The 24,076-nt window shown below is 57.8% G+C and carries 17 protein-coding genes and 1 pseudogene; 14 read left to right on the plus strand and 4 right to left on the minus strand.

Features of this window, described 5'->3' with window-relative positions; genetic code table 11:
• A partial coding sequence (locus tag AC1DCP_RS22240; protein WP_476774660.1) for a transposase occupies nucleotides 1–149 on the plus strand: 149 nt, incomplete at its 5' end.
• A gap of 199 nt (nucleotides 150–348) precedes the next feature.
• Here AC1DCP_RS22240 and AC1DCP_RS22245 read toward each other — a convergent pair.
• Nucleotides 349–2,253: an AI-2E family transporter gene (locus tag AC1DCP_RS22245; protein WP_065687601.1), complete on the minus strand. Its 1,905-nt coding sequence runs from the start codon at nucleotides 2,251–2,253 to the stop codon at nucleotides 349–351.
• Nucleotides 2,254–2,687: 434 nt separating this feature from the next.
• Between AC1DCP_RS22245 and AC1DCP_RS22250 the strand changes: the two genes are divergently transcribed.
• Nucleotides 2,688–3,107: a DUF4112 domain-containing protein gene (locus AC1DCP_RS22250; protein ID WP_003517171.1), complete on the plus strand. Its 420-nt coding sequence runs from the start codon at nucleotides 2,688–2,690 to the stop codon at nucleotides 3,105–3,107.
• A 533-nt stretch (nucleotides 3,108–3,640) separates the two neighbouring features.
• On the opposite strand, the gene AC1DCP_RS22255 is transcribed toward AC1DCP_RS22250, so the two are convergent.
• Entirely contained in the window at nucleotides 3,641–4,267 is a 627-nt protein-coding gene (locus AC1DCP_RS22255; protein ID WP_476774621.1) for a GDSL-type esterase/lipase family protein, read from the minus strand.
• 55 nt (nucleotides 4,268–4,322) lie between these two features.
• The gene (locus tag AC1DCP_RS22260; protein ID WP_333704948.1) at nucleotides 4,323–5,234 is read right to left on the minus strand and encodes a 2-dehydro-3-deoxygalactonokinase; all 912 of its coding nucleotides are present in this window, start codon (nucleotides 5,232–5,234) and stop codon (nucleotides 4,323–4,325) included.
• A gap of 115 nt (nucleotides 5,235–5,349) precedes the next feature.
• Between AC1DCP_RS22260 and AC1DCP_RS22265 the strand changes: the two genes are divergently transcribed.
• The 10 genes from AC1DCP_RS22265 to AC1DCP_RS22310 all read left to right on the plus strand — a co-directional run bounded on the left by AC1DCP_RS22265 (nucleotide 5,350) and on the right by AC1DCP_RS22310 (nucleotide 18,759).
• Nucleotides 5,350–6,258, plus strand: coding sequence for a dihydrodipicolinate synthase family protein (locus AC1DCP_RS22265; RefSeq protein ID WP_112155145.1), 909 nt, complete (start codon nucleotides 5,350–5,352; stop codon nucleotides 6,256–6,258).
• Entirely contained in the window at nucleotides 6,255–7,421 is a 1,167-nt protein-coding gene (locus AC1DCP_RS22270; RefSeq protein ID WP_013637451.1) for a mandelate racemase/muconate lactonizing enzyme family protein, read from the plus strand. The genes AC1DCP_RS22265 and AC1DCP_RS22270 overlap by 4 nt, the downstream gene beginning before the upstream one ends.
• Nucleotides 7,422–7,445: 24 nt before the next feature.
• A complete protein-coding gene (locus AC1DCP_RS22275; protein WP_476774622.1) occupies nucleotides 7,446–8,717 on the plus strand; it encodes an ABC transporter substrate-binding protein in 1,272 nt (423 codons plus the stop codon).
• A 67-nt stretch (nucleotides 8,718–8,784) separates the two neighbouring features.
• Nucleotides 8,785–9,711 (plus strand): carbohydrate ABC transporter permease, encoded by a 927-nt coding sequence (locus tag AC1DCP_RS22280; RefSeq protein ID WP_476774623.1) that lies wholly within the window; start codon nucleotides 8,785–8,787, stop codon nucleotides 9,709–9,711.
• A 10-nt stretch (nucleotides 9,712–9,721) separates the two neighbouring features.
• A complete protein-coding gene (locus tag AC1DCP_RS22285) occupies nucleotides 9,722–10,552 on the plus strand; it encodes a carbohydrate ABC transporter permease (RefSeq protein WP_476774624.1) in 831 nt (276 codons plus the stop codon).
• Between the two features lie 2 nt (nucleotides 10,553–10,554).
• Nucleotides 10,555–11,637, plus strand: a complete 1,083-nt coding sequence (locus tag AC1DCP_RS22290; protein WP_112162132.1) for an ABC transporter ATP-binding protein — start codon at nucleotides 10,555–10,557, stop codon at nucleotides 11,635–11,637.
• The gene (locus AC1DCP_RS22295) at nucleotides 11,634–12,617 is read left to right on the plus strand and encodes an NAD-dependent epimerase/dehydratase family protein (protein ID WP_476774625.1); all 984 of its coding nucleotides are present in this window, start codon (nucleotides 11,634–11,636) and stop codon (nucleotides 12,615–12,617) included. The genes AC1DCP_RS22290 and AC1DCP_RS22295 overlap by 4 nt, the downstream gene beginning before the upstream one ends.
• Nucleotides 12,614–14,296 (plus strand): SMP-30/gluconolactonase/LRE family protein, encoded by a 1,683-nt coding sequence (locus AC1DCP_RS22300; protein ID WP_476774626.1) that lies wholly within the window; start codon nucleotides 12,614–12,616, stop codon nucleotides 14,294–14,296. Before AC1DCP_RS22295 ends, AC1DCP_RS22300 begins: the two co-directional genes overlap by 4 nt.
• 4 nt (nucleotides 14,297–14,300) lie before the next feature.
• Entirely contained in the window at nucleotides 14,301–15,062 is a 762-nt protein-coding gene (locus AC1DCP_RS22305; RefSeq protein ID WP_476774627.1) for an SDR family NAD(P)-dependent oxidoreductase, read from the plus strand.
• A 553-nt stretch (nucleotides 15,063–15,615) separates the two neighbouring features.
• Nucleotides 15,616–18,759 (plus strand): autotransporter family protein, encoded by a 3,144-nt coding sequence (locus tag AC1DCP_RS22310; RefSeq protein WP_476774628.1) that lies wholly within the window; start codon nucleotides 15,616–15,618, stop codon nucleotides 18,757–18,759.
• A gap of 109 nt (nucleotides 18,760–18,868) precedes the next feature.
• On the opposite strand, the gene AC1DCP_RS22315 is transcribed toward AC1DCP_RS22310, so the two are convergent.
• Nucleotides 18,869–19,270, minus strand: coding sequence for an Rrf2 family transcriptional regulator (locus AC1DCP_RS22315; protein ID WP_476774629.1), 402 nt, complete (start codon nucleotides 19,268–19,270; stop codon nucleotides 18,869–18,871).
• A 1,656-nt stretch (nucleotides 19,271–20,926) separates the two neighbouring features.
• Here AC1DCP_RS22315 and AC1DCP_RS22320 point away from each other — a divergent pair.
• Nucleotides 20,927–21,075: pseudogene (locus AC1DCP_RS22320) on the plus strand (IS6 family transposase); the annotation flags it as partial.
• A gap of 381 nt (nucleotides 21,076–21,456) precedes the next feature.
• A complete protein-coding gene (locus AC1DCP_RS22325; protein WP_476774630.1) occupies nucleotides 21,457–23,640 on the plus strand; it encodes an autotransporter domain-containing protein in 2,184 nt (727 codons plus the stop codon).
• Nucleotides 23,641–24,076 lie beyond the last annotated feature (436 nt).

A 24,076-nucleotide genomic window follows, 5' to 3' on the forward strand; every position in this document is an offset into this window, starting at 1 on the left:
GTCGAAACCGCATCGAGCGGATGTTCAACCGTCTCAAGCAGTTCCGCCGCGTGGCGACCCGATACGACAAAACCCGAAAATCCTTCTCAGCATTCCTCGCTCTGGCCGCCGCGAAGATATGGTTGCCATACTTTGTCAACAGGACCTAGTTCGCCGTAGATACCTAGAGACGCGTGACGTTATCAATCTTTGTATCGATGCATCGTGCTTTTTGCAGAGTACGGGTTTGGGCGGTGATGAGCGTACGCAAGTCCAGGGGCTGAAGCTTTCGGGTGGTCCTATGCGTTATGATCCAGGAGACGAGATGCGTGCACATTGGTAGTATCAACAGACTTCTCGTGGCTGCGTTCAGGCAGCCACCGGCGGCACTCGGCGCTGGCGTGCCACTTTTCTCACGGGGCTTTTCAAAGCCACAGGGCCTGTGTCGCTCAGGGCCGACAAGACGGCCTGCGTCAGCGAAGCGGCAACGAAGTCGGCGCTTATGTCTTGAGGGTCGATTGGCGCTTCGCGCCCGCTCTCTCCCATTGGCAACAATATGCCGACACGAAGAGAAGGTCTTACACGCTTCAAACGACGCACGATCTGTCGTGCGTGCGATTTCGAGTTCTCATTGAGAAACGTAACGACAACGGTGTCGATATCGTCAGCCACCAGAGCCTTTAGATCTCGTCCTTCAATCACCGTATAGTCTGCTTGTCTGATCTGCGCACCCTGAACCAAGAGAACTTGCGATAACATCGCAGACGCTGCATCGTCCATGGCCCCTCTGCCTCCCAGGGATAGAATGGATCTGCCGTTACCGTCCGGTAGCGCGATTGTCTCTTTGGTCTCTGGCGCTGAAGTCTGTTCGTCTTCCGACAGTCCCTCGTTTTCCTCTTCGCTCGCAATCTCTGCAAGATTTTCAATGAGGGCATGGGCGCTGGAGGCAAGAAGCGCGATCTGAGCCTCTGTCATCACGCCGCGCTGGCGGTCCGCTTCGCCCAGGATCAAGGCAGGAAGACCAACTTTTTCATAGTAGTCGATGAGATATTCCTCTTCGAGAAACTCTTCGGCGTTGTCAGTGGCTTCGTTGGGGTCGCCGGAGAGCAGCCGCTGGTAAAGCTTTTCCTGCGGTTGGAGGACTGGTTCATTTCCGAGCAGAACGTCCAGAAAACTGAACTCGGGGACATATCTGCCAAGAACGACCAGACACACCGTGAGAGGTGTCGACAGCATTAACCCCAGCGGTCCCCAGAGCCAGGACCAGAAGATTGCGGAGACGATGATCGCCATCGGAGACAAGCCGGTGTGGCTACCATAAAGCCAAGGTTCAACGACGTTATTGCTGATCAGTTCGGTGATAATGAAAAGTGCCGCGACCCACGCGACCAACGACCAGCCGGGAGAGATTGCAAGGGCGAGGAACAGCGGCAATACCATTCCGATAACGGGACCAATATAGGGCACGAAACGCAGAACCAGCGTCAGCAGACCCCACAGGATCGCGTTCGGAATGCCAAGCACCCAAAGCCCAATGGTGATGGGAAAGGCGTAAAGGGCATTTACCACCAATTGCATCAGAAGGTATTTCCCAACCCGTTTTCCAGCGTCCTGCAGCGCTGCCGTCGTGCGATGCAGGTCACCAAGTCCAACCAGCCTGATGAACCTGTCGCGAAGGTCCTCGCGCTCGATCAACATGAAAATCACAAGAACGATGACCAAACCTGCCGTTGCAAACGGGCTGATAAGCGGAAGAATGAAATTGCCAAGTGTCTCGACCGGATGGGATCGCGTGACGATTTCAACGGGCATCGGCTCTCGCATGGTTGGTGCGGTCGACTGCTCGTCCTGACTTTCGACGGCGCGTGTCTGCAACTCGGCGCCGACACGCTCGACAACCTTGCTCAGATGTTCGAGCACACCATTGCCTGATCCGGCTTGGCTGAGCGCCTGAACCTTGGTGACGATATTGCGCTGATATGTCGGGATGTTTTCGGCAAGATTTGTCACCTGCGTGGCGACGACGAAACTGAACAGCGCAATTGCCATGAAGGCTGAGGCGACCGCCAAAATAACGGCGGCAATCTTGGGCACAGAGTGTTTTCGGAGAAAAGAGACAATAGGTGCCAGAGTGAACGTCAGGAGGAGAGCCAAGGCTAATGGCACGAAGATTTCCTGACCCACGTGCAGGATGACCGCGACGCCAATCAGAATGAGAATCGTTCGTCCAGAAAGCCTGGTGTTAGCCAGCGGACCTTGATGAGAAACGGCCATAAGTTTTCCGATGTCGTTTGTTGTTAAAGCGCCAGTGTCCATCAGCAGTCCGCCTTTAGATGCACCGATGAACTCAAAAAATATGTGCCATGTCCGCATCTGCTTTATGAAGATCAGCTTTAACTCGCGAAAGACGTTAAAGATGCAAGGGCGTGCCTCACATCTTTCTCTCGACCTAGCAGTCCTGTAGTAGCGCCAATGTAAGGGAGAATATTGCTTAAAAATTACTGTGGCCTATCGGAATCGAAAAAGGGGTGTAGGGCCTGAGCGATGCCGGGCGATTGGTGCTGTCACATAGGCAGGATCGAGGCGATTGAGCGTAACTGGTTCGGTTTCAATGGATGGAGATAGCTTGCGCAACGCTCTTGAACGCAACTCTCCACATCCCCATTCATATTAGGCTGAGGCATATCTCTTTTATGGAGCACGATTGTATGACAGCGAGAACGTGGAACGCCCACGGCACATCGGACGACTTCGTGGATAGTGCTGAGCGGCTCCGCCGTCTGCGGCGGCTGTCGGGCATCGCTCGTATGATGGACACTGCGATCCGCATTCCTGGCACGGGAATCCGTTTTGGTGCAGATTCCATCATGGGTTTGCTGCCACTGATTGGTGATGGTGCGGGCGCTATTGTCGGCCTGTATATCGTCAATGAAGCGCGCCGCCTTGGTGTGCCACAGGAAAAGCTTGCGCGAATGGTTGGCAACATCGCCATGGATGCTCTTGTGGGCAGTGTTCCTGTCTTCGGTGATCTGTTTGATATTTATTTCAAATCGCACCGCCGTAATGTCGATATGATCATCCAGCACTTTGGTATCCATGGCGACGAGTTGCGGCGGAAGCGCAAATAAGCCTCGACGATGGCCCGAAAAATCCTGGCGGCGGTTCTGGAATCGCAGTCGAGGTGTACCGTTTCCTCATCGGTGGTCGAGACTGCGTCTTTCAGCCTGTGCGCACATTGTTGGCTGTCGCCTAGGGCGGGTAGGCTCAACTAAGATCCTTCAGTGCCGGATAGAGGCCGCCCTGGCGGACGGAGTCGTCCCTGTTTCGCCGGGTCAGCCGGCTTTCCTGCTCGCTCGCAATCCACGCGATGGCTGTCAAAATACAAATCCCAAATCTGGACGCTGCTGAGCGCGTCGATATGCCATCCCGTGACGCAGCTAGAACGCGGCTACGCAGATCATCGTTGAAAGCTGAGGTCATGTTGCCTGCGACCAAATCACCAATCGGAGCGATGGAATTAGAATTCCGCCAGTAAGGGGGGCCTAAACGCGATTCCGCGTTCAACGGACGTGCTCTATAAATCCAATGGAAATCAGCCTGTGAACACTGCTGGGGACAGTTCGGCTCCTTTCAAGAGCTAACGATAAAGATACCCCTTGTCTCAGTTCAACAGACCTAACTTTTTTCTAAGTGCTTCCGACCAGACCGCGTAGCCTGCCGCATTCAGGTGAACCAGATCGGGTAAATAATAACGGAACATCGGCAGGCCATTTTCACCAATGAGGCCGGCGTTCGGATCAAGCCATGTCGTGTGTTCGCGGCCGTTGCACCAGTCGCGCGCCGTCTGGTTGAAAAGATCGAACTCGTGGCGGTATATCCAGCGCGCCGGACTGGGCTTGATCGCCAGAACAAAGACGTCCGCCTGCGGTAGCGCTCGAGAGATGCGATCGCGCAAATCCCGCAGGTGCGCAAGCGTCGTCTGCGCCTTGAGGCCGTCGCTGGCAATATCGTTTTCGCCGAAATAAAGCACCACTCTACCTGGCTTCAAGGGAACCAGGAGCCGGTCGAGGTAGTGGCTGGCAGAGAGGTAAGTGCCACCGCCAAATCCCAGATTGACGATATCCAGCGAGCCGAGATCCTCGGTGATGGAGCTCCAGATTCGAAACGAGGATGAGCCATAAAAGGCGATCGGATTGTCTGGAAGGCCGATGCGCTGAATGCGGGCCAGAACGGCAATGATATCGTTTTCGTGACGGCTGGTGCCGATATTGGCTGGGAAGTCGTACATGATTGGTCCTTGAAAGCCGGATGCCGCCATTTCGGCAACCGGCGATCGGCAAGGGTTATAAAAGCGCTTGCTGCAGGACAGTCAGAGCGCCTTTTGTGAGGGCGTCATCCGCACCCATGGATGTCTTGAGCCCGAACACATCGGCGGCAACCAGATAGAGATCGTTCAGCCCGTCATTGCCGACGATAGCTGCCTCGTCTCCTTCCGCATACCATCCGGCCTCGCGGGCTTGCCGAAACTCCTGCCCGATGACCAGTCCTCGCACATAGGATCGCAACTGATCCGGCGAAAGCCGGCCCGCAAGCCCGCCGGTTCGCGCCGAAAACAGCAGCGACAGCATGGCGGCGGATCGTTTTGCCTCTGTCAGACCCCAGCGATAGGCCTCCTGATCATCGACCGGCGGCTGCGTGGAACCGCGCGCGATGAAGGAGTGATTGATAAGCAGGTTGAAGATTTCACCGGTGACGAATGTCTGGAAGCCATCGATCCTTCCCGCCGTCACCCGCGCCCATTTGCTGTGTGTTCCAGGGATGATGAGGGTGGCATCGTCGCCAAGGCCGTGGCCGACGATCTGGGTTTCTTCACCACGCATCACGTCCGGGAAGGGCTGGCGCGCGGGATCCGTCAGACCGGGCAGGAAGACGAGATCGGACCCGTTCGGCAGCGACCTGCGCACCGTGCTGGCGGCAAGTTCCGCCGGGCCGGCCGGGCACGGCACATAAGCGACCTCGACCCAGCCATTTCGGCTGGTGATCATGCCGAGTGCGGCCACGGGCAAGGCCCCATGGCTTGAGAACCAGGGTGCGAGTGCATCCATCAGCGCCGCCTCGTGCTCACCCTTGCCAAGGCTCGAAATACCGTCGGCGGTTTCAAGATGATCGAGTTCTTCGCCGCCTTCATCAACGAGCGCCGCCCTCAATGATGTCGTTCCCCAATCAACGATGATCGATGTCGCCGCTGCTGCCATGTCTTGAACCTCCTCGTTCATTTCATCTTGGGGCTTGTCATAGGTCGCAAGTCTATATAGTGTCAATTAGTGAATTCAAGGTATCAAAATATGATACTTAATCGGGAGGAGAAAGATGGTGGCTGGCCTTAAGGGGATTTTGCCTGTTCTGCCTACGCCGTTTCTGGCTGATGGCGGCATTGACGAAGCGGGTATGAAGCGACTGGTGGCCTTTGCGCTGGACAAGGGCGTCGATGGTGTCGTGTTTCCCGGTTTCGCCAGCGAGGTGGAGACTTTGAACGCCGCCGAGCGTGCGGCGTTGCTGAAAATTGTTGTGGATGTGGTGGCCGGGCGGGTGCCGGTCGTGGCCGGGGCAAGTGCGGCCGACTGGCGTGATGTGGTTGAGCACGGGCGGGCGGCATCGGCGCTTGGCATCCGCCACCTGATGGTGCAGGTGCCCAAGTCGGTCGGCACGGATGCGCCGGCGCTGATCGAATTCCTCGGCAGGATCGTCGAGGCGCTGCCCGAAGTTGAAATCATTCTGCAGAACGCGCCCGCGCCGCGCGGCTCCGACCTTTCGCCGCAGGCGATCGTGGAGATCGTGCGGGCGTTGCCGCAGGTGACCTATGTCAAGGAAGAGACGCTTCCTGCCGGCCCGGCTATCAGCCACATCGTCGCCCATGCGCCTTCGACACTGAAGGGCGTCATCGGCGGGGGCGGCGCGCGTTACATTCTCGACGAATATGCCCGAGGTGCTACCGCAGCCATGCCGGCGCTGGAGATCGCCGAGGAACATGTGGCCATCGACCGGGCGCTCGTTGCCGGGCGGCAGGAGGAGGCTCGCCGAATCTATGTCCGCACCCTGCCTCTTCTGGTGCTGCAGGCGGTCTATCGCATGCGGCTGACCAAATATGTGCTGGCCCGCCGCGGCGTGATCGAAGGCGTCGGCGTGCGTGCGCCGACACCCGAGCTTGATGCGGCGGCCATTGCCGATATCGACGCCAATCTGGTCGAGCTAGGCCTCGTTGCCGTGGAGGCCGCATGAACAGCCCCATCGCAAGCGTCGAAGTCTTCACCCTGACCCAGCCGCGCAAAGTGCCTTATCTCGGCGCCTTGCGTGAAGGTGAGGTGGTCAATCCCAACGGCTATATCGTGCGCAAGGGAAATCGCACGGTTTACCCGACCTTCGACCGCAGCGTGCTGGTGCGCATGACGACCGAGGCCGGCGTCGTGGGCTGGGGTGAGACCTACGGTATCGTCGCCCCCGGCGCGGTCGCCGCTCTCATCAACGATCTTCTCGCCGGTTTCGTGATCGGCCGCGATGCTTCGAACCCTTCGGCGATCTATGACGACCTTTACGACATGATGCGGGTGCGCGGTTATACCGGCGGCTTCTACGTGGATGCGCTCGCCGCGCTCGATATTGCGCTATGGGATATTGCCGGACAGGAAGCCGGCAAGTCCGTTCGCGACCTGCTCGGCGGCGGCGTGGATACGTTTCCGGCCTATGTTTCAGGCCTGCCTGAAAAGACGCTCAAGGCCCGCGGGGAATTGGCGAAATACTGGCAGGACCGCGGTTTCAACGCCTTCAAGTTCGCAACGCCGGTGGCAGACGATGGCCCGGCGGCCGAAATGGCGAATCTCCGGAAGGTGCTTGGACCCGATGCAAAGATCGCCGCCGACATGCACTGGAACCAGACGCCGGAGCGGGCGCTGGAACTGATTGCCGAAATGCAGCCCTTCGACCCGTGGTTCGCAGAGGCTCCGGTCTGGACGGAGGACATTGCCGGTCTGGAGAAGGTTTCGAAGAATACCGAAGTGCCGATTGCAGTTGGTGAGGAATGGCGCACCCATTGGGATATGCGCGCCCGCGTCGAGCGCTGCCGCATTGCGATCGTCCAGCCGGAAATGGGCCATAAGGGTATCACCAATTTCATCCGTATCGGTGCTCTTGCTTCCGAGCATGGCATCGATGTCATCCCACACGCCACCGTTGGCGCCGGCATATTTCTTGCCGCCAGCCTGCAGGCGTCGTCGACATTGCCAACGCTCAAAGGTCACGAATTCCAGCATTCGATCTTCGAGCCGAACCGTCACCTGCTGGAAGGCGACATGGATTGCCGGGAGGGCAGGTATCACTTGCCGTCCGGACCCGGACTTGGGGTAAGGCCGTCGGAGGCGGCACTCGGTCTGATTGAACGTATCTGAACTGGTTTTTTGGAGGAGGAAGCCATGAACAAGACAATAAGCCGATTGGCGCTCGGCACCGCGACCGCCGTTTTGATGACAATGGGCAACCTTGCCCCGGCCAGGGCCGATGCCGTTCTGAAATTCATTTCCTGGCAGACGGACGATGCCGGCACAGGCGAATGGTGGCATTCGGCCATTGCCGCCTTCGAAAAACAGCATCCGGGCGTGAAAATCGAATTCACCAAGGCCGAGCGCAGCTCCTATGCCGACACGATGACGACGCTTTTTGCGGCCAACCAGCCGCCGCAGATCGTGCATCTGGCGTCCTTCGAATTTCAAATGTTTGCCGATAGCGGCTGGCTCGAGCCGCTCGACCCGTGGCTGAAGAAGGACGGCATCGACATGACCGGCTGGGCCGGCCAGCAGAAATGCGAATGGAATGGCGAAACCGTCTGCATCATGACCAACTATTTCGGTTTCGTGATGGCCTACAACAAGAAGCTTCTCGAAGAAGCGGGCGTCACGGTTCCGAAGACCTATGACGAGTTTCTGGCCGCGGCAAAAGCGACGACCAAGGATCTGAACGGCGACGGCATTATCGACCAGTTCGGCACAGGCCATGAAACGAAAGGCGGTCCGGGTCAATATCTGACGGAGATGCTGAACTACATCCTCGACGCTGGCGCCTACTGGACCGACAAGGACGGCAATATCACCATCGATACGCCGCAGATGGTGGAGGGTCTTTCACGCTGGAAAACCGTGATGAAGAGCGGGATCAGCCCGGTCGACATGAGCGCCAGCGACGTGCGCAAGCTGTTTGCCGATGGCAAGATGGCCATGCGGCTGGACGGCCCCTGGCTTTACGGCACCATCGAAAAAGGTTCGGCCAAGACTGACATCATTTACGCCGCACCGCCGCTTCATCCGCCGCTTGGCGGCTCGTCCAATGTACTCGCCATGCCGGCCGATATTCCCGACGACCAGAAGGCATTGGTCTGGGATTTCATCAAGCTGACGATGTCGCCGGAATTCCAGCGCAGCTATGCCACCCTTGGAGGCAACACCCCGCCAAGCCCGAAGGCCGACGTCTCGGGTGTTGAAAAGACCATCCCGCATTTTCCGGTGCTGATCGAGACGATGAAGGCCGCGTCCGAGGCGGGGATCGACCGCATTCCGACCGGACTTGAGCTCTTCTACAACGAGTTCAGCAAGATGGTGATGGAAGAAAGCCAGCGGATGATCATTCAGGATCTCGATCCGGCGGCGGTGGCGAAAACCATGCAGGCAAAGGCCGAAGCCATCAAGGGTTGATCCCGTTGTCCTGCCATGGCCCGGGAAGGGCCATGGCCATCATCCGCATCCGGCAGGAGGACCATCCATGACCGAACCCGTTCGGGCTGGGCGTCGCAAGTTCTTCGATCTTGCGCGCCCCAGCCGGCAACATCTCCTCGGCTATATTCTGATTGCGCCCGCAGTCCTGATGGTTGCCGCCATCATCGTCTGGCCGCTCGTTTTGGCCATCGACCTGTCGTTCCAGCAGGTCAAGATACCACGGCTTGGCGGTGCCAGCCGGCCGTTTTCGCTGAGCAATTACACATGGTTGTTCTCCTCGACGGAATTCTGGCTGGCCTGCTGGGTGACGCTGAAGCTGGTGATCGTCGTAACCGCCGGCAGCGTCGCCGTTGGTCTCAGCACGGCGCTTCTGGCCAATAATCGCTTCAAGGGCCGCACCGTCGCGCGGCTGGGAATGGCGCTGCCCTGGGCGGTGCCGGAAATCATCGCGGTCGTCATCTTTGCGTGGATGTTCGACACCTCCTTCGGCCTGTTCGGTTGGCTGGCGATCAAGCTCGGTTTCACCGACCAGATGATCCCCTGGGTCAGCAGTTCCACGGCCGCCTTCTGGGCCGTTGCCATCACCATGGTGTGGAAGGGCTTTCCTTTCGTGTCGATCATGTGTCTGGCCGGTCTGCAGTCCATTCCCACCGATTATTACGCCGCCGCCAAGGTGGATGGCGCCAGCGTCTGGCAGCGTTTCCGCTGGATCACCATGCCGTTGCTGATGCCGGTTCTCGGGGTCACGCTGGTGCTGACCCTGCTTTGGGTGTTCCGCGACTTTTCCATCATCAAGGTTCTGACCGGCGGCGGCCCGCTGCGTTCAACCCAGACGCTGTCGATCATGACCTACGACCAGGCCTTCCAGTATCACAACTTCGGTCGCGCCGCCGCCGTCGGCGTGCTGACGCTGGTGATCTGCATCATTGCCAGCCTGCTGATGCTCGGCCGGCGCTCGAAATCAATCTACTGAGGAGGCTTTGATGAAACGTAGCTTTGCCCAGAGCCTTGCCCTCTACGCGACGGTGATCTTTACGCTGGTGATGATCCTGTTCCCGGTCTACTGGCTGCTGGTTACCGCCCTTTCCACCACCGACGAACTCTACCGCCTGCCACCGACTTTCTGGCCGGACGATCCGCAATGGGATATTTTTGCCCGTGTCTGGGCGGCAAAGCCGATCCTTCTGTGGCTGTGGAATTCGATGCTTGCCGCTGTCGGCTCGGTTGTGCTGTCGATGCTGGTTTCGGTCAGCGCCGGTTACGCCCTGTCCCGCTATTCGATGCGGGGCGGCGCTACCATGGGAATGTTCGTTCTCACAGCCAAGATGTTGCCCGCCACGCTACTCGTTATCCCGCTATTTTCGATCTTTTCGAGCTTCGGTCTGATCGGCAGCCTATGGACGCTTGTGCTTGCACATTCGACCATGATCATTCCCTTCGCAACCTGGATGCTGAAGGGTTATTTCGACACGATCCCGAAGGAACTGGAACAGGCTGCCATGGTCGACGGCTGCTCGCCGATCGGCGCCATGGTGCGTGTCGTGTTTCCCATCGCAACACCGGGGCTTGCCGCCACCGCGCTTTACGCCTTTGTGCTCAGCTGGGCCGATTACGCCTATGCGCGCACCTTTCTGGTTAACTCGCCGGACAACTGGACCGCCAATCTCGGCATCACCACGATGCAGGGCGAATATGTCACCTATTGGAACGACATCTCCGCCGCATCGGTGTTCATCGCGCTGCCGATCATCGCAATCTATCTGTTCCTTGAACGTTATTTGGTCGGCGGTTTGACCGCTGGCGCGGAGAAATAAGCATGGCCAATATTTCCATTCGCAACGTCAGCAAGTCCTATGGCGCGCTCAACGTGCTCAGGCCCTTTTCGCTTGAGATCGAGAACGGCGAGTTCGTGGTGCTTGTCGGACCTTCCGGTTGCGGCAAGTCGACGATGTTGAAAATCCTTGCTGGTCTCGAACCGGCAAGCGAAGGCCAGATCTTCATCGGCGACAATGAAGTCACGGATCTGGCGCCCGGGGACCGCGATATAGCCATGGTGTTTCAGAATTATGCGCTCTATCCGCATCTGACGGTTCGCCAGAACATCGGCTTCGGGCTGAAGATGCGCGGCACGGACAGGCATGAGATTGACCGCCGGGTCGACGATGCGGCGCGCATTCTGGAAGTGACGCCCTATCTGGATCGCAAGCCCAAGGATCTGTCAGGCGGTCAGCGACAGCGCGTCGCTCTGGGACGAGCGATCGTGCGCCAGCCGCAAGCCTTCCTCATGGACGAGCCGCTGTCCAACCTCGATGCCAAGCTGCGTGTCCATATGCGTGCCGAAATCGGCGCTTTGCATAAACGCATCGGGGTCACTACCGTCTACGTGACGCATGACCAGGTCGAAGCCATGACCATGGCGGACCGGGTTGTGATCATGCAGGGCGGCATCATCCAGCAGATTGCCGCACCGGACGAACTGTTCAACAACCCGGCCAATCTTTTCGTTGCCGGTTTCATCGGCTCGCCGGGCATGAACTTCCTCAATGCGCAACTGCATGACGGCACTGTTACCCTGTTTGGGCAACATGTTTCCGTGCCGGGCGCGGCTGATCGCCAAGGCAGCGTGATCGTCGGTCTGCGGCCGGAACATCTCGTTCTCGGCGATGCGCCGGTCGCCTTCGATGTTCACCCGACGCTGGTGGAAAGCCTCGGATCGGAAAAATACGTCTATTTCGACGCGGAAGGCGCAAGGGTGGCCGATGGCGAGGAGGGCAAGTCCAAGGGTCTGATCGCGCGCGTCTCGCATACCGGCAATCTTCCTGGCAACGAGGCACTCCGGCTCGGTTTCGATCCGGCCAAGCTTTATCTCTTCGATGCAAAGACCGGAGAACGGCTATGATCCTCGTCACCGGATCGACGGGCCGTGTCGGTCGTGCCGCTGTCGCCGCCTTGCGCGCACAGGGCCGCACCGTTCGCGGTTTTGATCTCAGGCCATCGGGAACCGGCGGCGAGGAAGTCGTCGGGTCGCTGGAGGATGCGCAGGCACTGTCCGAAGCTATGAAGGGCGTGAGCGCCGTGCTGCATCTGGGAGCCTTCATGTCCTGGGCTCCGGCGGATCGCGATCGTATGTTCGCTGTCAATGTCGAGGGTACGCGCCGGCTTCTGGATGCGGCTTCAGCGGCTGGCGTGCGGCGTTTCGTGTTCGCTTCCTCAGGCGAGGTCTATCCGGAAAACCGACCGGAATTCCTGCCGGTCACCGAGGATCATCCGCTTTGCCCCAATTCGTCCTATGGCCTGACCAAGCTTTTGGGCGAAGAGCTGGTGCGCTTTCACCAGCGAAGCGGCACCATGGAAACGGTGATCCTGCGGTTTTCTCATACGCAGGATGCGGCGGAACTGCTGGACGAGGAGAGTGTCTTTTCCGGTCCCCGGTTTTTCCTGCGGCCGCGCATCCGCCAGCAGCAGAATTTCGGAAACACCGGCATCGCCGAATTGCTCCAGTCCCGCGATATCGGCGAACCCGCGCACATTCTGGCGCGCAACAAAAACGGCCGTCCATTCCGTATGCACATTACCGAGACACGAGATATGGTGTCGGGAATTCTGCTCGCTCTCGATCACCCCGACGCGGCGGGCGGCACCTTCAATCTCGGCGCGGATGAACCGGCCGATTTCGCCGTGCTTCTGCCGAAGATTGCGGCGCTGACCGGCCTTCCCATCGTGACAGTCGATTTTCCCGGCGACGGCGTTTATTACCATACGTCCAACGAGCGGATCAGAAACACTTTGGGGTTTGAAGCAGAATGGACGATGGACCGGATGCTGGACGAAGCGGCGGCCGCAAGGCTGGAGCGACGCGCGAAGGAGCAGAGGCGATGAAGCCCGAGACGCCGGGCGGCACGGCGGCGCTGGCCAAAGGGCTAACCCTGCTCGATATGGTTGCCGACGCGCCGGAACCGCTACGTTTTGCCGAGTTGTTGCGCGCCTCCGGCCTGCCGAAGCCGACCTTTGCACGCATCCTGCGCACCCTTATCGCCTATGGTCTCGTCCGTCAGGATGCGGCCCGGGGCACTTATGTTCTGGGCCAGCGTTTTCTGGAAATGTCCCATAGGGTCTGGGAGAGTTTCGATCTTGTCTCGGCGGCGACCCCGGAACTCGAGCGGCTGGCGGCCGAACTGGGGGAAACGGTTGCGCTGTGCCGGCTTGACGGCACGATGACGCAATATCTGGCCGAACGTTCGCCGAATGGCCTTTCTGTGCGCGTCGAGGTAGGGCGCCGCGTCCCCCTGCATTGCACGGCACCCGGCAAGGCACTGCTCGCCTTTCAGGACCCCGCCGTCGGCCGTGCCCTCTTGGACCGTCTGACGCTGGATGTGCAGACCCCGAAAACCATCACCACGCTCGATGCGCTGCAGGCCGAACTGACGCTGACCCGGGCACGCGGTTATTCGATTTCTTATGAGGAGCATCTGCCAGGTGTAAATTCGGTGGCCGCCCCTGTCATGGGTCGCGACAATACGCCGATGGGCGTGCTTGTTGCGCTTGGCCCATCATCGCGGCTCAGTTCCTCCAATATTCATCCCACCGGGCGCGAATTGATTGCCGCCGCCCGCCGTATCACGGGTGCGGCCGGGGCCGTCGCCATTAGTTCCAGGCCTAGGCCCCGGTCTGTCACCGGCCGCCCGAGTGCCGAGCTGAGTTGCGTCTTGCCATGGGGTGCACAGCTTGGTGAGAGTCCAGTGTGGCACGAGGCCGACAACGCGCTTTATTGGGTCGATATTCTCCATCCGGCTATCCACCGTTACGATCCAGCCACCGGCCGCAACGAGACCTGTGAAACCGGAAAGCTCGTCAGCGCGGTCATCCCGGTTACAGCCGGAAGGTTGCTGGTGGCGTCTCAGGACGGGGTCGAATGGCTCGATTTTACGTCTGGCCGCCTGACGCCTTTCGTCAGCCCGGAGGCAGGCATTGCCGACAACCGACTGAATGATGCCAAATGTGGGCCGGACGGCGCGATCTGGGTCGGGTCTATGCGCATCGATGCATCCAAGCCAACCGGCGCTCTCTACCGGATCAACGCCAACGGCACATTCGAGCGCAAGGAAGGGGGTATCATCGTCTCCAACGGTCTCGGCTGGAGCCCGGACGGCAGCACCTTCTACTTTGTTGACACGGTGCCGGGCCTCATTCACGCTTATGATTGCGATCCGGTGACGGGCACGCTTTCGCAGCGCCGCGAGTTTGCCCGCATACCCGTGGCCGATGGTCGACCGGACGGTCTCGCCGTCGATGCGGAGGGAGGCGTCTGGTGCGCGATCTGGGATGGCTGGTGCGTGCGCCGCTATCTGCCAAATGGCAAACTGGATCAGGTAATCGAAATGCCGGTTCCGCGACCGACCAGTATCGCTTTTGGCGGGCCGGATCTGTCCACACTGTTCATCACCAGCGCAAGAACACGCCTACCGGCATCTACGCTCGCTGAAGCGCCCTTGTCCGGTGGGTTATTCTCTTGCCGCCCGGGCTTTGCCGGCGCACGCGTCTTGCAGTTCGAAGGATGAATCGATGAATCTGGAAAGCGTCTTTGGTTTGAAGGGCCGCACCGCGCTCGTAACCGGCTCCAGCCGTGGCATTGGTGCCTCTATAGCTGAGGGACTGGCAGGTGCCGGCGCTCGTGTCATATTACATGGCATGACGCAGGGAGCCGCCAGAGCTGTGCAGGAGCGGATTGCAAACGTAGGCGGTATAGTTGATGAACTGGCGGTAGATCTTTCTGGGCCCGGCGCCGGGCGAGATCTCATCGAACATGCCGAAGCGATTGCACCGGTCGATATTCTCGTCATCAATGCTAGCGCCCAGATCAACGCAACCCTCATAGATATGACGCCCAACGATCTGGCATTTCAGCTGGCAGTCAATCTCGGTTCGACTGTTGATATGCTGCAATCGGTTCTGCCACGTATGGCGGCGCGAAAGTGGGGCAGGGTAGTCTCCATAGGATCAGTCAATCAGCTGAGGCCGAAAAGCATTGTGACGGCTTATGCTGCGACAAAAGCTGCTCAACACAACCTGATCCAGAGTCAGGCGCGCGATTATGCACGTGACAATGTGTTGCTCAATACACTTGCTCCAGGCCTTGTCGATACGGATCGCAACGCCCAGCGCCGGGACGAGGACCCCGATGGCTGGGCCGACTATGCAAGGACATTAAACTGGATGGGTCGTGCCGGACAACCGGAAGAAATGGTCGGGGCTGCCCTATTCCTGTCATCCCAGGCCTGCAGTTTCATAACGGGTGAGACTATCTTTCTCACGGGCGGCTACTGAGTGGTCAGGCGGGGGGAAGACATCCCGCGTTCGTCGTGGCGAGTCTTCCAAAAAATCCCGGACATATGGACAAGAAACTGCGTAACGGATCGGCGACGAGCAGCGCCTGCCATGGTCGTGATGTGAGACTAACGTAATCCTTCTTTTTTCGGGTAGCTCCAAGTAGAACCCACAGTCACCTGCAGGCCGTTCTGGAGTAGTCGCGACCGCCCATGACTGAGCGATGTAGCTGTTGGTGGCAAGTCCCGGCATGAGTGCGTCCGGCATTATGGCAGTCCAGCCCGATGTCATCGACTATCGAGCCGGATACAGTTCGTGAGCCACCAGGCACCGAACCCTCCACTCAAGGGTGGCCAGATCATCAGCTCGATCTGGCGGGATGCGTTCGCGGCAAGCTAGGCCTGCCGGCCCCCATGTCACCGACGGCTGAATCGACAGCGGCGGGCAGGCAAAAAACACAACTTATGATTTACCCTTATTTAACTATAAATTACACTAATTTAGCTCAAGCTTATTTTTAGCTGTTTTCAAATCGGTTGCCGGGGAGCGGGTGATGCGCAAAATTCGGGGATCCATAACGAACCCGGAAGTTATCCAGATACCCATGTTCGATTGGAGCGGAATTATTTCATCGGTGATCGGGGCTACTTGCAGACAGCTCTTGTCTTCAAGCTCGTCCGCATCGGTGAGAACCGGATACGAAGCTGTCACGAAATGGTCAAATCTGCGTCTGTCATCAGTTGTTCTCCTTGGTTGCTTAATGGTCGGCAACGGACACCCCGCAGTGGCGCAGACCGCCTGGACCGGTGCGGCGGGTAACACCGACTGGTTTGACGCCGGCAACTGGGATACCGCGGACGTGCCTGATGCCTCCACCTCGATCGAAGTCGATTCCGGCAGCGCAGTCATTTCAGGCAACGCTGCCGAGGGCGACAGCGTCGCCATACGATCTGGCGGGACAGTGACGATAACGGGGCAAGGGGCCTCTTTGACGACCACGGAAACCCGTACCGAAGACGGGACATTTAATATCGACAACGGCGGCCTGGCCACGAATAGCAACGGTGTTGTCGGCGGGATTGCCACCATTTCGGGGACTGACGGCAACGGCAATGCCTCGACGTGGGTTAACAATGACTATTTCGCAGTCGGCGACGGCGGAGCCGGCACACTGAATATCCTCGGCGGCGGTAAGGTAGTCGTCAACACCGATGCTATTCTGGGCCATTCTTTTCATGCGGATGCGTTGGTATCAGGGTCGGGGTCTTCCTGGCAAAGTACCGGGCGGCTGACAATAAACAACGGAAGTTTGCGCATTGAAAACGGCGGCAATGTCTCGAACACATTGGGTATCGTCGGCGATTCAGACACTGGCGACGCGGTCGTGACCGGCCCGGGCACGTTATGGGTCAACACGGGACAACTGACGGTCGGGAGCTTCGCTACGGGTACTCTGCGCATTGAAAACGGCGCTACCGTTACCAGCGATCAAGGATACATCGGCTCCAGTACCAGCAGCAATGGAAGTGTCACCGTGACGGGGAACGGCTCCAGTTGGCAGATGACAGATTTTAACCTCACTCTGGGCAATTATGGGCTCGGTTCGATGACCATCGAAGACGGGGCGCGGGTTTTCGCAAAAACGGGTGTCTATCTTGGCATTTCAGCAACGGATGCGAGCGGAACGCTAAAACTCAACGGCACGGCAGGGGCGCGCGGGATTCTGGAAACCCGCGGGTTCCGGGGCGGCATCGGGACGGCAGATCTGTCAATTGATGGCGGTATTTTGCGTGCCATCAATGATAACGCCCTGTTCTTTTCCAACTACGGCACTCAGCAGGTGAAACTTGGCGCTGGTGGTGGAATCATCGACACGAACGGCCATGATATCGGCATCGCTCCTGTAATCTCCGGGTCGGGCGGCATGACCAAGAACGGTCTGGGTACTTTGACACTGACTGGCGAGAACGACTATGGCGGGGGTACTACGATCACCGATGGCATATTGCAACTTGGGAATGGCGGCACCTCTGGCTGGATTCTCGGCGACGTCACTGACAATGGAATCCTGGCGTTCAACCGCTCGGACATGATAGCATTTAGCGGCGCGATCACGGGATCTGGCGGCGTTCATCAAATCGGCAGTGGAAAAACCACGCTCACGGCCGACAGTTCCGCCCTTGCTGGCATCTCTCAGGTCCAGAGCGGCATTCTCTCGGTCAACGGCGTTCTCGGCGGCTCGATCGAAGTCAGGGGCGGGCGCCTTCAGGGAATAGGACGGGTGGGAAACGCCACCAACGTTGCCGGCGGTGTGATCGCCCCCGGCAACTCGATCGGTACGCTGACTGTTGCTGGCAATTATATCGGTAACGGCGGCATACTGGAAATCGAGACCGTGCTCGGAAATGATAGTTCCGCCACTGACAAATTGGCCGTCACCGGCAGCACATCCGGCTCAACCAATGTTCGCTTGATCAATCTGGGTGGTACCGGCGCGCAAACCAGCGAAGGCATCAAAGTCGTCGATGTCGGTGGAACCTCGGGCGGAAGCTTCACGCTTTTGGGCAGTTACACGTTCGAGGGTGACCCCGCCACGGTCGCAGGCGCTTACGCCTATCGCCTCTATCAGGGTGGCGTAAGCACACCCGCCGATGGGGACTGGTATCTGCGTTCGGCTCTTTTGAATTCGGCAAGTCCCGGCACCCCGCTCTACCAAGCTGGCGCTCCAGTCTACGAGGCCTATGCCGGGGTATTGCAAGCTTTCAATGAACTCGACACGCTTCAACAGCGTCTCGGCAATCGATCGTGGTCGGAAGGCACGGTCACAGCGAACAGTCTGCTCAGCGCCGATAGTGCCGGAAACGGCATGTGGGGGCGAGCCTCGGGCCGCCATACCAGCATCGATCCAAACGATTCCACGACGATGACGGGCTATGAAGCGGACATCTGGCAATTCCAGGCCGGGGCTGACGGACAGGTCTATTCCGGAGATGCGGGCGCTCTTATCGGGGGTCTTTCGGTGCGCTATGGCACAATTTCCGCCGACGTTTCCTCGATTTTTGGGAACGGGTCGATCGACAGTACGGGATATGGCGTGGGCGCATCAATGACCTGGTACGGCAAAACAGGCTTTTACCTCGATGCCCAGGCGCACGCTACGTGGTACCAGAGCAACCTTTTGTCCTCCACCGCCGCCACCAGCCTGATTTCCGGCAATGATGGCTTTGGCTATGCGTTCGGGCTGGAAGCAGGTCAACAAATCGCGCTTGGTGCTAACTGGTCGCTTACCCCGCAGGCACAGCTGATCTATTCGGCAGCCGACTACAACGACTTCACCGACGTCTTTGGCGGCGAGATTTCGTTGAGCGACGCGTATAATTTCAAGGGGCGTCTCGGTATCTCGGCCGACTATGAGGAAAGCTGGACAAACAGAGCGGGCCAGACAAGCCGTCTCCATGCCTATAGTATCGCGAACCTATACTATAACTTCTTGTCGAGCTCGGCTGTCAGGCTTTCCGGTGTCAGGTTCACCAGCGAACAGGACACACTCTGGGGTGGTCTGGGTATTGGAGGCACCTACAATTGGGGCAATGACAGGTATACCCTTTACGGTGAGGCCACGGTGGACACCAGTCTGAGCAATTTCGGCGACAGCCATAGCCTGACTGGAAGAATAGGCGTGAACGTCAAATTCTAAGCTGCAAGTACGGTTCTTTTCGTCCAGAAGGGCTTGTTATCAGACGCGGGGAGCGCTGGCCGGTCGCTTCGAAGCCCACAACATGGGAGTCGATCTCCCGACGAAATTGTTACTTACCTAGGTTGGGCAGGCACGAGAGTAAATGCGAAAGCGTGTCGTTGCGGCTTTCGGTCTCATTCAAATATCTAATACTATCCGTTAATTGAGTCGCAATGCTTTGCGGCGTCACCTGGCATGGCTTGACATAAGCACTCACCCGCCTTTGCGTTACTTTAAGGACACTCGCTATGGAAATATCACTTGGCGCCTGACCAAGCTGATAGCCCTTGCCATGGACCGCTATCAAGTAACCACGGTAGCAAAGTATTTTCGAAATATATCTTAAGTAATCTTGCTTAATTCCCAAAATTGTTGCCGATTCTCTTACGGATAAAGGCCGGTGCAGCGGGAGAGAACTAGCATGCAACAGTAATATACGAATTGCCGTCTCAGATTTGCAAGTTATGTTCATTCGTTATCATCAAGGCTCATCAAGAGGTTGCATCCATGCGATTTCATTCTTTTAAGAACGCCTTGACCGAGCCGTGAAGACTTGAGCAATATGAATTTACCGAGTTAACTTTAGTGAATAGAATTCACTCGGTTCGCAGCGAGGTCAAATTCGTTTTTAAAGATAACTGCTCGCCAGACGGGCAATACATCCATTTGATAGTAAGGTTGAGGATGACGCTACATCCGACGAGCGTGTCATCGAGTCACAATGGTAACCGTGAAGTCCGGTTTTCGTGTTTGCTGAAAATAGCCCTGGTCGCAGATCGGTCTTGAGGGACTTCGCGTTGCACCGCCCCCTCTCGCCACCAAGGGGCAATTTTATACCAGATCTAACGCTGCCCGCCGCTTTATACGAACATGCCATGCGAGATCCACGATTTCGTTGGGACTGCAGTCCGGATGTAATCTAGACAATGCTGCAAACTCCCAGATCGTGGCCTCTGTGCCACGAAGAGACTTTGGATTCCGTTCCAGTTCCTCAAGATCGGCCCAGGATTTCGGCCGCTCGAGTTTCAGGCGCGCCACAGCGGCTGACACTTCGCATTCTGCCCAGTGCCTCGTGTCGAGGAAGCACGGCTCGGAAGAGGATTGCCTTAGGCCTACGTCATCTGTTTTGTTTGTCAATTTGGCCGCCTGCCTGCTTTGAGTTCTGATTGAGCGAGGAAAGCTGCGGCGGCTCTTGCATAGCTGGCCCACCACTCTCTCTATTCACGTCCATTATCCCAGGCGATAGCAGCAAGTTTATAGAAACCGGCGCACCCGATTTTCGGGCATGTCGATGCCAGACTCTTGCAGTCGAGTCCGCAAACGAGCGCGGTTTCAAAGAAAGTGACAATCGCCTCAATTACTTCGTCCGATAATCCAAAAGCCCTGTTCGCAAGGGCCCTTCGTATCCATGAAGAGCAATATCGGATTTGGACAAGCGGATGTGCGGCCCGCATATAGATTCCCGAATGCCCGATACCATCTCGACAATTTCTTTGAGAGGCAACTCGCGCTCAAAGTTCTGATCCGCGCGCGTCGAAATATCAACCTGCATGACAACTATTCGCGGAGTCCTCGAGCCCACCACCCTGCGAACGCAAAAATCACACAGGCCGCAACAATAAAGGTGGCCGTTGCGAAGTTTCCTTGGCAGAAGGTACCAACTAGTAGTCCCGAGATCGAGGCGATCAACTGGGACATCAAAGTCCCGGATACGCCATCTGGGTTCATAGGCTTGCGAGAAGGAGCGCTCAAGTTAACCGCTCCATTCTATTAGGCATAACGATGTAAAGGCACAGCCGGGAGGCCGCAATAAGTATCAAAGGATGAACGATCGAGTGAATCGCGATGACCAAAAAAATACCGCACGCGATTTGCGGAAATAAACGAACCATTTTACTTGCCTGCATAAACTGAGTATCCGCAGACGCACGGCGAAGTGAGAGTTAACCTCGTCAGGGGCAATCTGTTAGGACTAAATAGCTTGGCCCGCTCTCGAAGATAGACCTACCAAAAGCTATGAACTTAGTGTCACTTTGGCGATTTAAGTTCTACTTTCATTTGGCAGTGATGGTCGATTAGCCGCCTGTAACGCTCTCCAGACGACAATCAAAATATTGGATCTGACGGCATGACCAGTTCTTCCCGTGATCCCCTTTGTCGGCATCACCGATTTCCAAGTGGGATCGCCCATGCCATTTGGCCGTACTTCCGGTTTCCGCTTGGCCTGCGGATGGTTGAGGATCGCTGTCAGTTCGTGACATTCTCGTCTCTCATCAAGCCGCAAGTCCGAATTTTTTCGGCGCGCCCACACAAACCTTAACGACATCGCCGTTTTGCGACATTCGTAATAGTTTGATGGAGTAGTCGGCAGTAGGCGCAGACGGTTGCTTGTGTTTACCGTCAAATGGAGCATGCCAATACCAATGCCCCGCGCCGCCTGCCATATGATGGTAGCCCGCTCAACAACAGCTCAATATCAGCGACGATCTATACCGTTGCGGACGAAAAGCATGGCAGCGTGAAGACGCTGTTCTCTTTCTTTTACTGTGTCCGCCCATCAACCCTGAAACAAGCGGGCTTACAATGAATACCCTGAAATCTTCTATCCGCGGATTTTGTTCAAGTGCATCCAAGACAAATGGAGGCTATCGACTTGAGGTGGCGGAGCAAGTTCGCGCGCCCGCAAGCTCGTCTCATGCCACCAGCTCTAGGGTGGCGCTAGGTGTCGCCGCCGCCATGACGGTGAGCGTCATTTTCCTCGATTCGGCTCAGGCCGCTGATTATTCTTCCGCTGTCGGGACGAATGCCATTCGGGACCTCGGAACCCTCGGCGGGGACTATTCCATCGCCAAAGCCGTCTCCGCCGATGGCAGCGTAATCGTGGGCGATAGCCGCTTGGCAAGCGGCTCTGAGCGCATCTTCCGGTGGACTGAGGCAAATGGCATGGAGGACCTCGGGACTCTCGGCGGCGACTATTCCATCGCCAAAGCAGTCTCTGCCGATGGTAGCGTTATCGTGGGCGATAGCTGGTTAGCAATTGGTTCTCGCCACGCCTTCCGCTGGACTGAGGCAAATGCCATGCAAGACCTCGGAACCCTCGGCGGGAACTTTTCCATCGCCAAAGCCGTCTCCGCCGATGGCCGCGTCATCGTTGGCGACGGCCGGCTGGCAAGCGCCTTTACCCACGCCTTCCGCTGGACTGAGGCAAATGCCATGCAAGACCTGGGAACCCTTGGCGGGAACCTTTCCGTCGCCAGTGCCGTGTCTGCCGATGGCAGCGTCATCGTGGGACAAAGCCAGTTAGCAAGCGGCTCTTCCCGCGCTTTCCGCTGGACTGACGCAAATGCCATGCAGGATCTCGGAACCCTCGGCGGGGACTTTTCCACAACCAATGCCGTCTCCGGCGATGGCAGCGTCATTGTAGGCGGTAGCCAGTTAGCAAGCGGCTCTTCCCGCGCTTTCCGCTGGACCGAGGCAAATGCCATGCAGGATCTCGGAACCCTTGGCGGGGACTCGTCCTCCGCCAGTGCCGTCTCCGCCGATGGCAGCGTTATCGTGGGCGATAGCTGGTTAGCAAGCGGCTCTTCCCGCGCCTTCCGATGGACTGAGGCAAAAGCCATGCAGGATCTCGGAACCCTCGGTGGGGACTATTCCACAGCAAGGGCCGTCTCCGCCGATGGCAGCGTCATCGTCGGCGATAGCTCGTTAGCAAGCGGCTCTTCCCGCGCCTTCCGCTGGACTGAGGCAAATGCGATGCAGGATCTTGGAACCCTCGGCGGGGACTATTCCACAGCCAGTGCCATCTCCGCCGACGGCAGGGTCATCGTGGGGTCAGCCACGACGGCCAGTGGGGAGACGCATGCTGCTCTCTGGAAGTTCGCGCCGGTCAACCCACCGGGTCCAGGAGAACCAGAGCCGGAAACCCCGGCACTCATCGACGTTGACAATACCCTCAAGACGGTTGCTTCCGCAGCATATGACAGTTTCACTGTCATCGAAAGCCAGCGCATGGGCCTTGTGCGTCTGCAAGACGGCTGCGCAGTCTCCAGAGCTGGTGAGACCTGCTACAGCGCAAAGTCCGACATCAGTGGCTTTGATGGTAATGCTGATTTTCTGGCGCGAATTCACCTCGGACACGCATTTACGGACAACTTCTCGGCAGGTATTTCTGTCGCCCATTCCTTCTGGCGTGATCTGCCCGACGGTCTCAACGACAGGGACAACAATGTCGGTGGCGGTGTTTACGCACAATGGAGAACCCCAACCCAGGATGGCAGCTGGTATGTGCGCGGAGCGTTCTCGGCCAGCCGTTACGATCTCGAACGGACCCGCAGGGTCATGGCTTATACGGAGGCAGGAACCGGAGACAGCACGGTAAAGGGTTGGAGCACCTCGCTTGAAGTCGGGCGCACACACGTCCTGTCCAGTGAGGATGACTTTGGTTATTATGGTGGCCTACGTTACAGCGACCTGAAAATGGATGGATACACCGAGCGCAACGCAGCTTTTCCATTCTTTTATTCCGATACAACGCTGACACAGACGACGGCTTATATCGGCGCCACCTATAACAGGTCTCTCAGTGAAAAGCTGACCTGGTCGGTTGATGGTCAGGTCGAACAGGATCTGGCCCATGAGGATCCCGGTGTCACTGCCCGTGCCGCCTATATCGGCGCGCTGAAATTTGACTCTGATTTTGCCCACACACGCGCCAGCTTATCCAGCACGGTTTCGTACGCAGTTACGGAAAATGTCAAGATCGACGTCACCCCATATATCGCCAGCACCTCTACACAGGATGCCTCATACGGCGCAATGATCGGCATCAGCGGCACGTTTTAGCGCAGTGCAAGCGGAGTGGCTGCTGGGTGGCGGTAACTATGTCAGCGTAGCGGCATGCGGCCGGCGCAGTGACCCATCGACGGAGGCAACGCAATCCCGTTGGCGACGCCCTCCCCTTCGTTCCGGTGGATGTGCTCTCACATTCACCGGAACGAAGGGGAGGGCGAACCCTGCTCCCCGTTGCCCTGGGAGGCAAGTCATGGGTCTGATGGAAGAAAAACGGAAGGTTCGGCGCGTCTGCGCTGAAAGGCGTTTTTTGTTTTCATAGGACGGGCGAAGCCTGCTTTTCCATTGGCCTGGCGTTCAGGGCATCGTACAGCGGCAAAAGGGAAGGGGAGATGAGCAGCAAGCGCAGCGTCTGTGCCGTGTGGAAGAGACGCCGCGAGCGGTCACCGTGTGAGCGTAGTGCCCGGCAGAAGCCGCGCCTGTCAATCGA

This window comes from Agrobacterium sp. 10T429 (genome assembly GCF_056393925.1).

What these genes read in the sequence shown, in the direction of transcription:
- AC1DCP_RS22265 (WP_112155145.1), top strand. Translation starts at nt 5,350, where the DNA reads ATGGTGGCTGGCCTTAAGGGGATTTTGCCTGTTCTGCCTACGCCGTTT.
- AC1DCP_RS22300 (WP_476774626.1), top strand. Translation starts at nt 12,614, where the DNA reads ATGAAGCCCGAGACGCCGGGCGGCACGGCGGCGCTGGCCAAAGGGCTA.
- AC1DCP_RS22245 (WP_065687601.1), bottom strand. Translation starts at nt 2,253, where the DNA reads ATGGCCGTTTCTCATCAAGGTCCGCTGGCTAACACCAGGCTTTCTGGA.
- AC1DCP_RS22310 (WP_476774628.1), top strand. Translation starts at nt 15,616, where the DNA reads ATGCGCAAAATTCGGGGATCCATAACGAACCCGGAAGTTATCCAGATA.
- AC1DCP_RS22285 (WP_476774624.1), top strand. Translation starts at nt 9,722, where the DNA reads ATGAAACGTAGCTTTGCCCAGAGCCTTGCCCTCTACGCGACGGTGATC.
- AC1DCP_RS22280 (WP_476774623.1), top strand. Translation starts at nt 8,785, where the DNA reads ATGACCGAACCCGTTCGGGCTGGGCGTCGCAAGTTCTTCGATCTTGCG.
- AC1DCP_RS22315 (WP_476774629.1), bottom strand. Translation starts at nt 19,270, where the DNA reads ATGAACATAACTTGCAAATCTGAGACGGCAATTCGTATATTACTGTTG.
- AC1DCP_RS22250 (WP_003517171.1), top strand. Translation starts at nt 2,688, where the DNA reads ATGACAGCGAGAACGTGGAACGCCCACGGCACATCGGACGACTTCGTG.
- AC1DCP_RS22270 (WP_013637451.1), top strand. Translation starts at nt 6,255, where the DNA reads ATGAACAGCCCCATCGCAAGCGTCGAAGTCTTCACCCTGACCCAGCCG.
- AC1DCP_RS22255 (WP_476774621.1), bottom strand. Translation starts at nt 4,267, where the DNA reads ATGTACGACTTCCCAGCCAATATCGGCACCAGCCGTCACGAAAACGAT.
- AC1DCP_RS22295 (WP_476774625.1), top strand. Translation starts at nt 11,634, where the DNA reads ATGATCCTCGTCACCGGATCGACGGGCCGTGTCGGTCGTGCCGCTGTC.
- AC1DCP_RS22305 (WP_476774627.1), top strand. Translation starts at nt 14,301, where the DNA reads ATGAATCTGGAAAGCGTCTTTGGTTTGAAGGGCCGCACCGCGCTCGTA.
- AC1DCP_RS22290 (WP_112162132.1), top strand. Translation starts at nt 10,555, where the DNA reads ATGGCCAATATTTCCATTCGCAACGTCAGCAAGTCCTATGGCGCGCTC.
- AC1DCP_RS22275 (WP_476774622.1), top strand. Translation starts at nt 7,446, where the DNA reads ATGAACAAGACAATAAGCCGATTGGCGCTCGGCACCGCGACCGCCGTT.
- AC1DCP_RS22260 (WP_333704948.1), bottom strand. Translation starts at nt 5,234, where the DNA reads ATGGCAGCAGCGGCGACATCGATCATCGTTGATTGGGGAACGACATCA.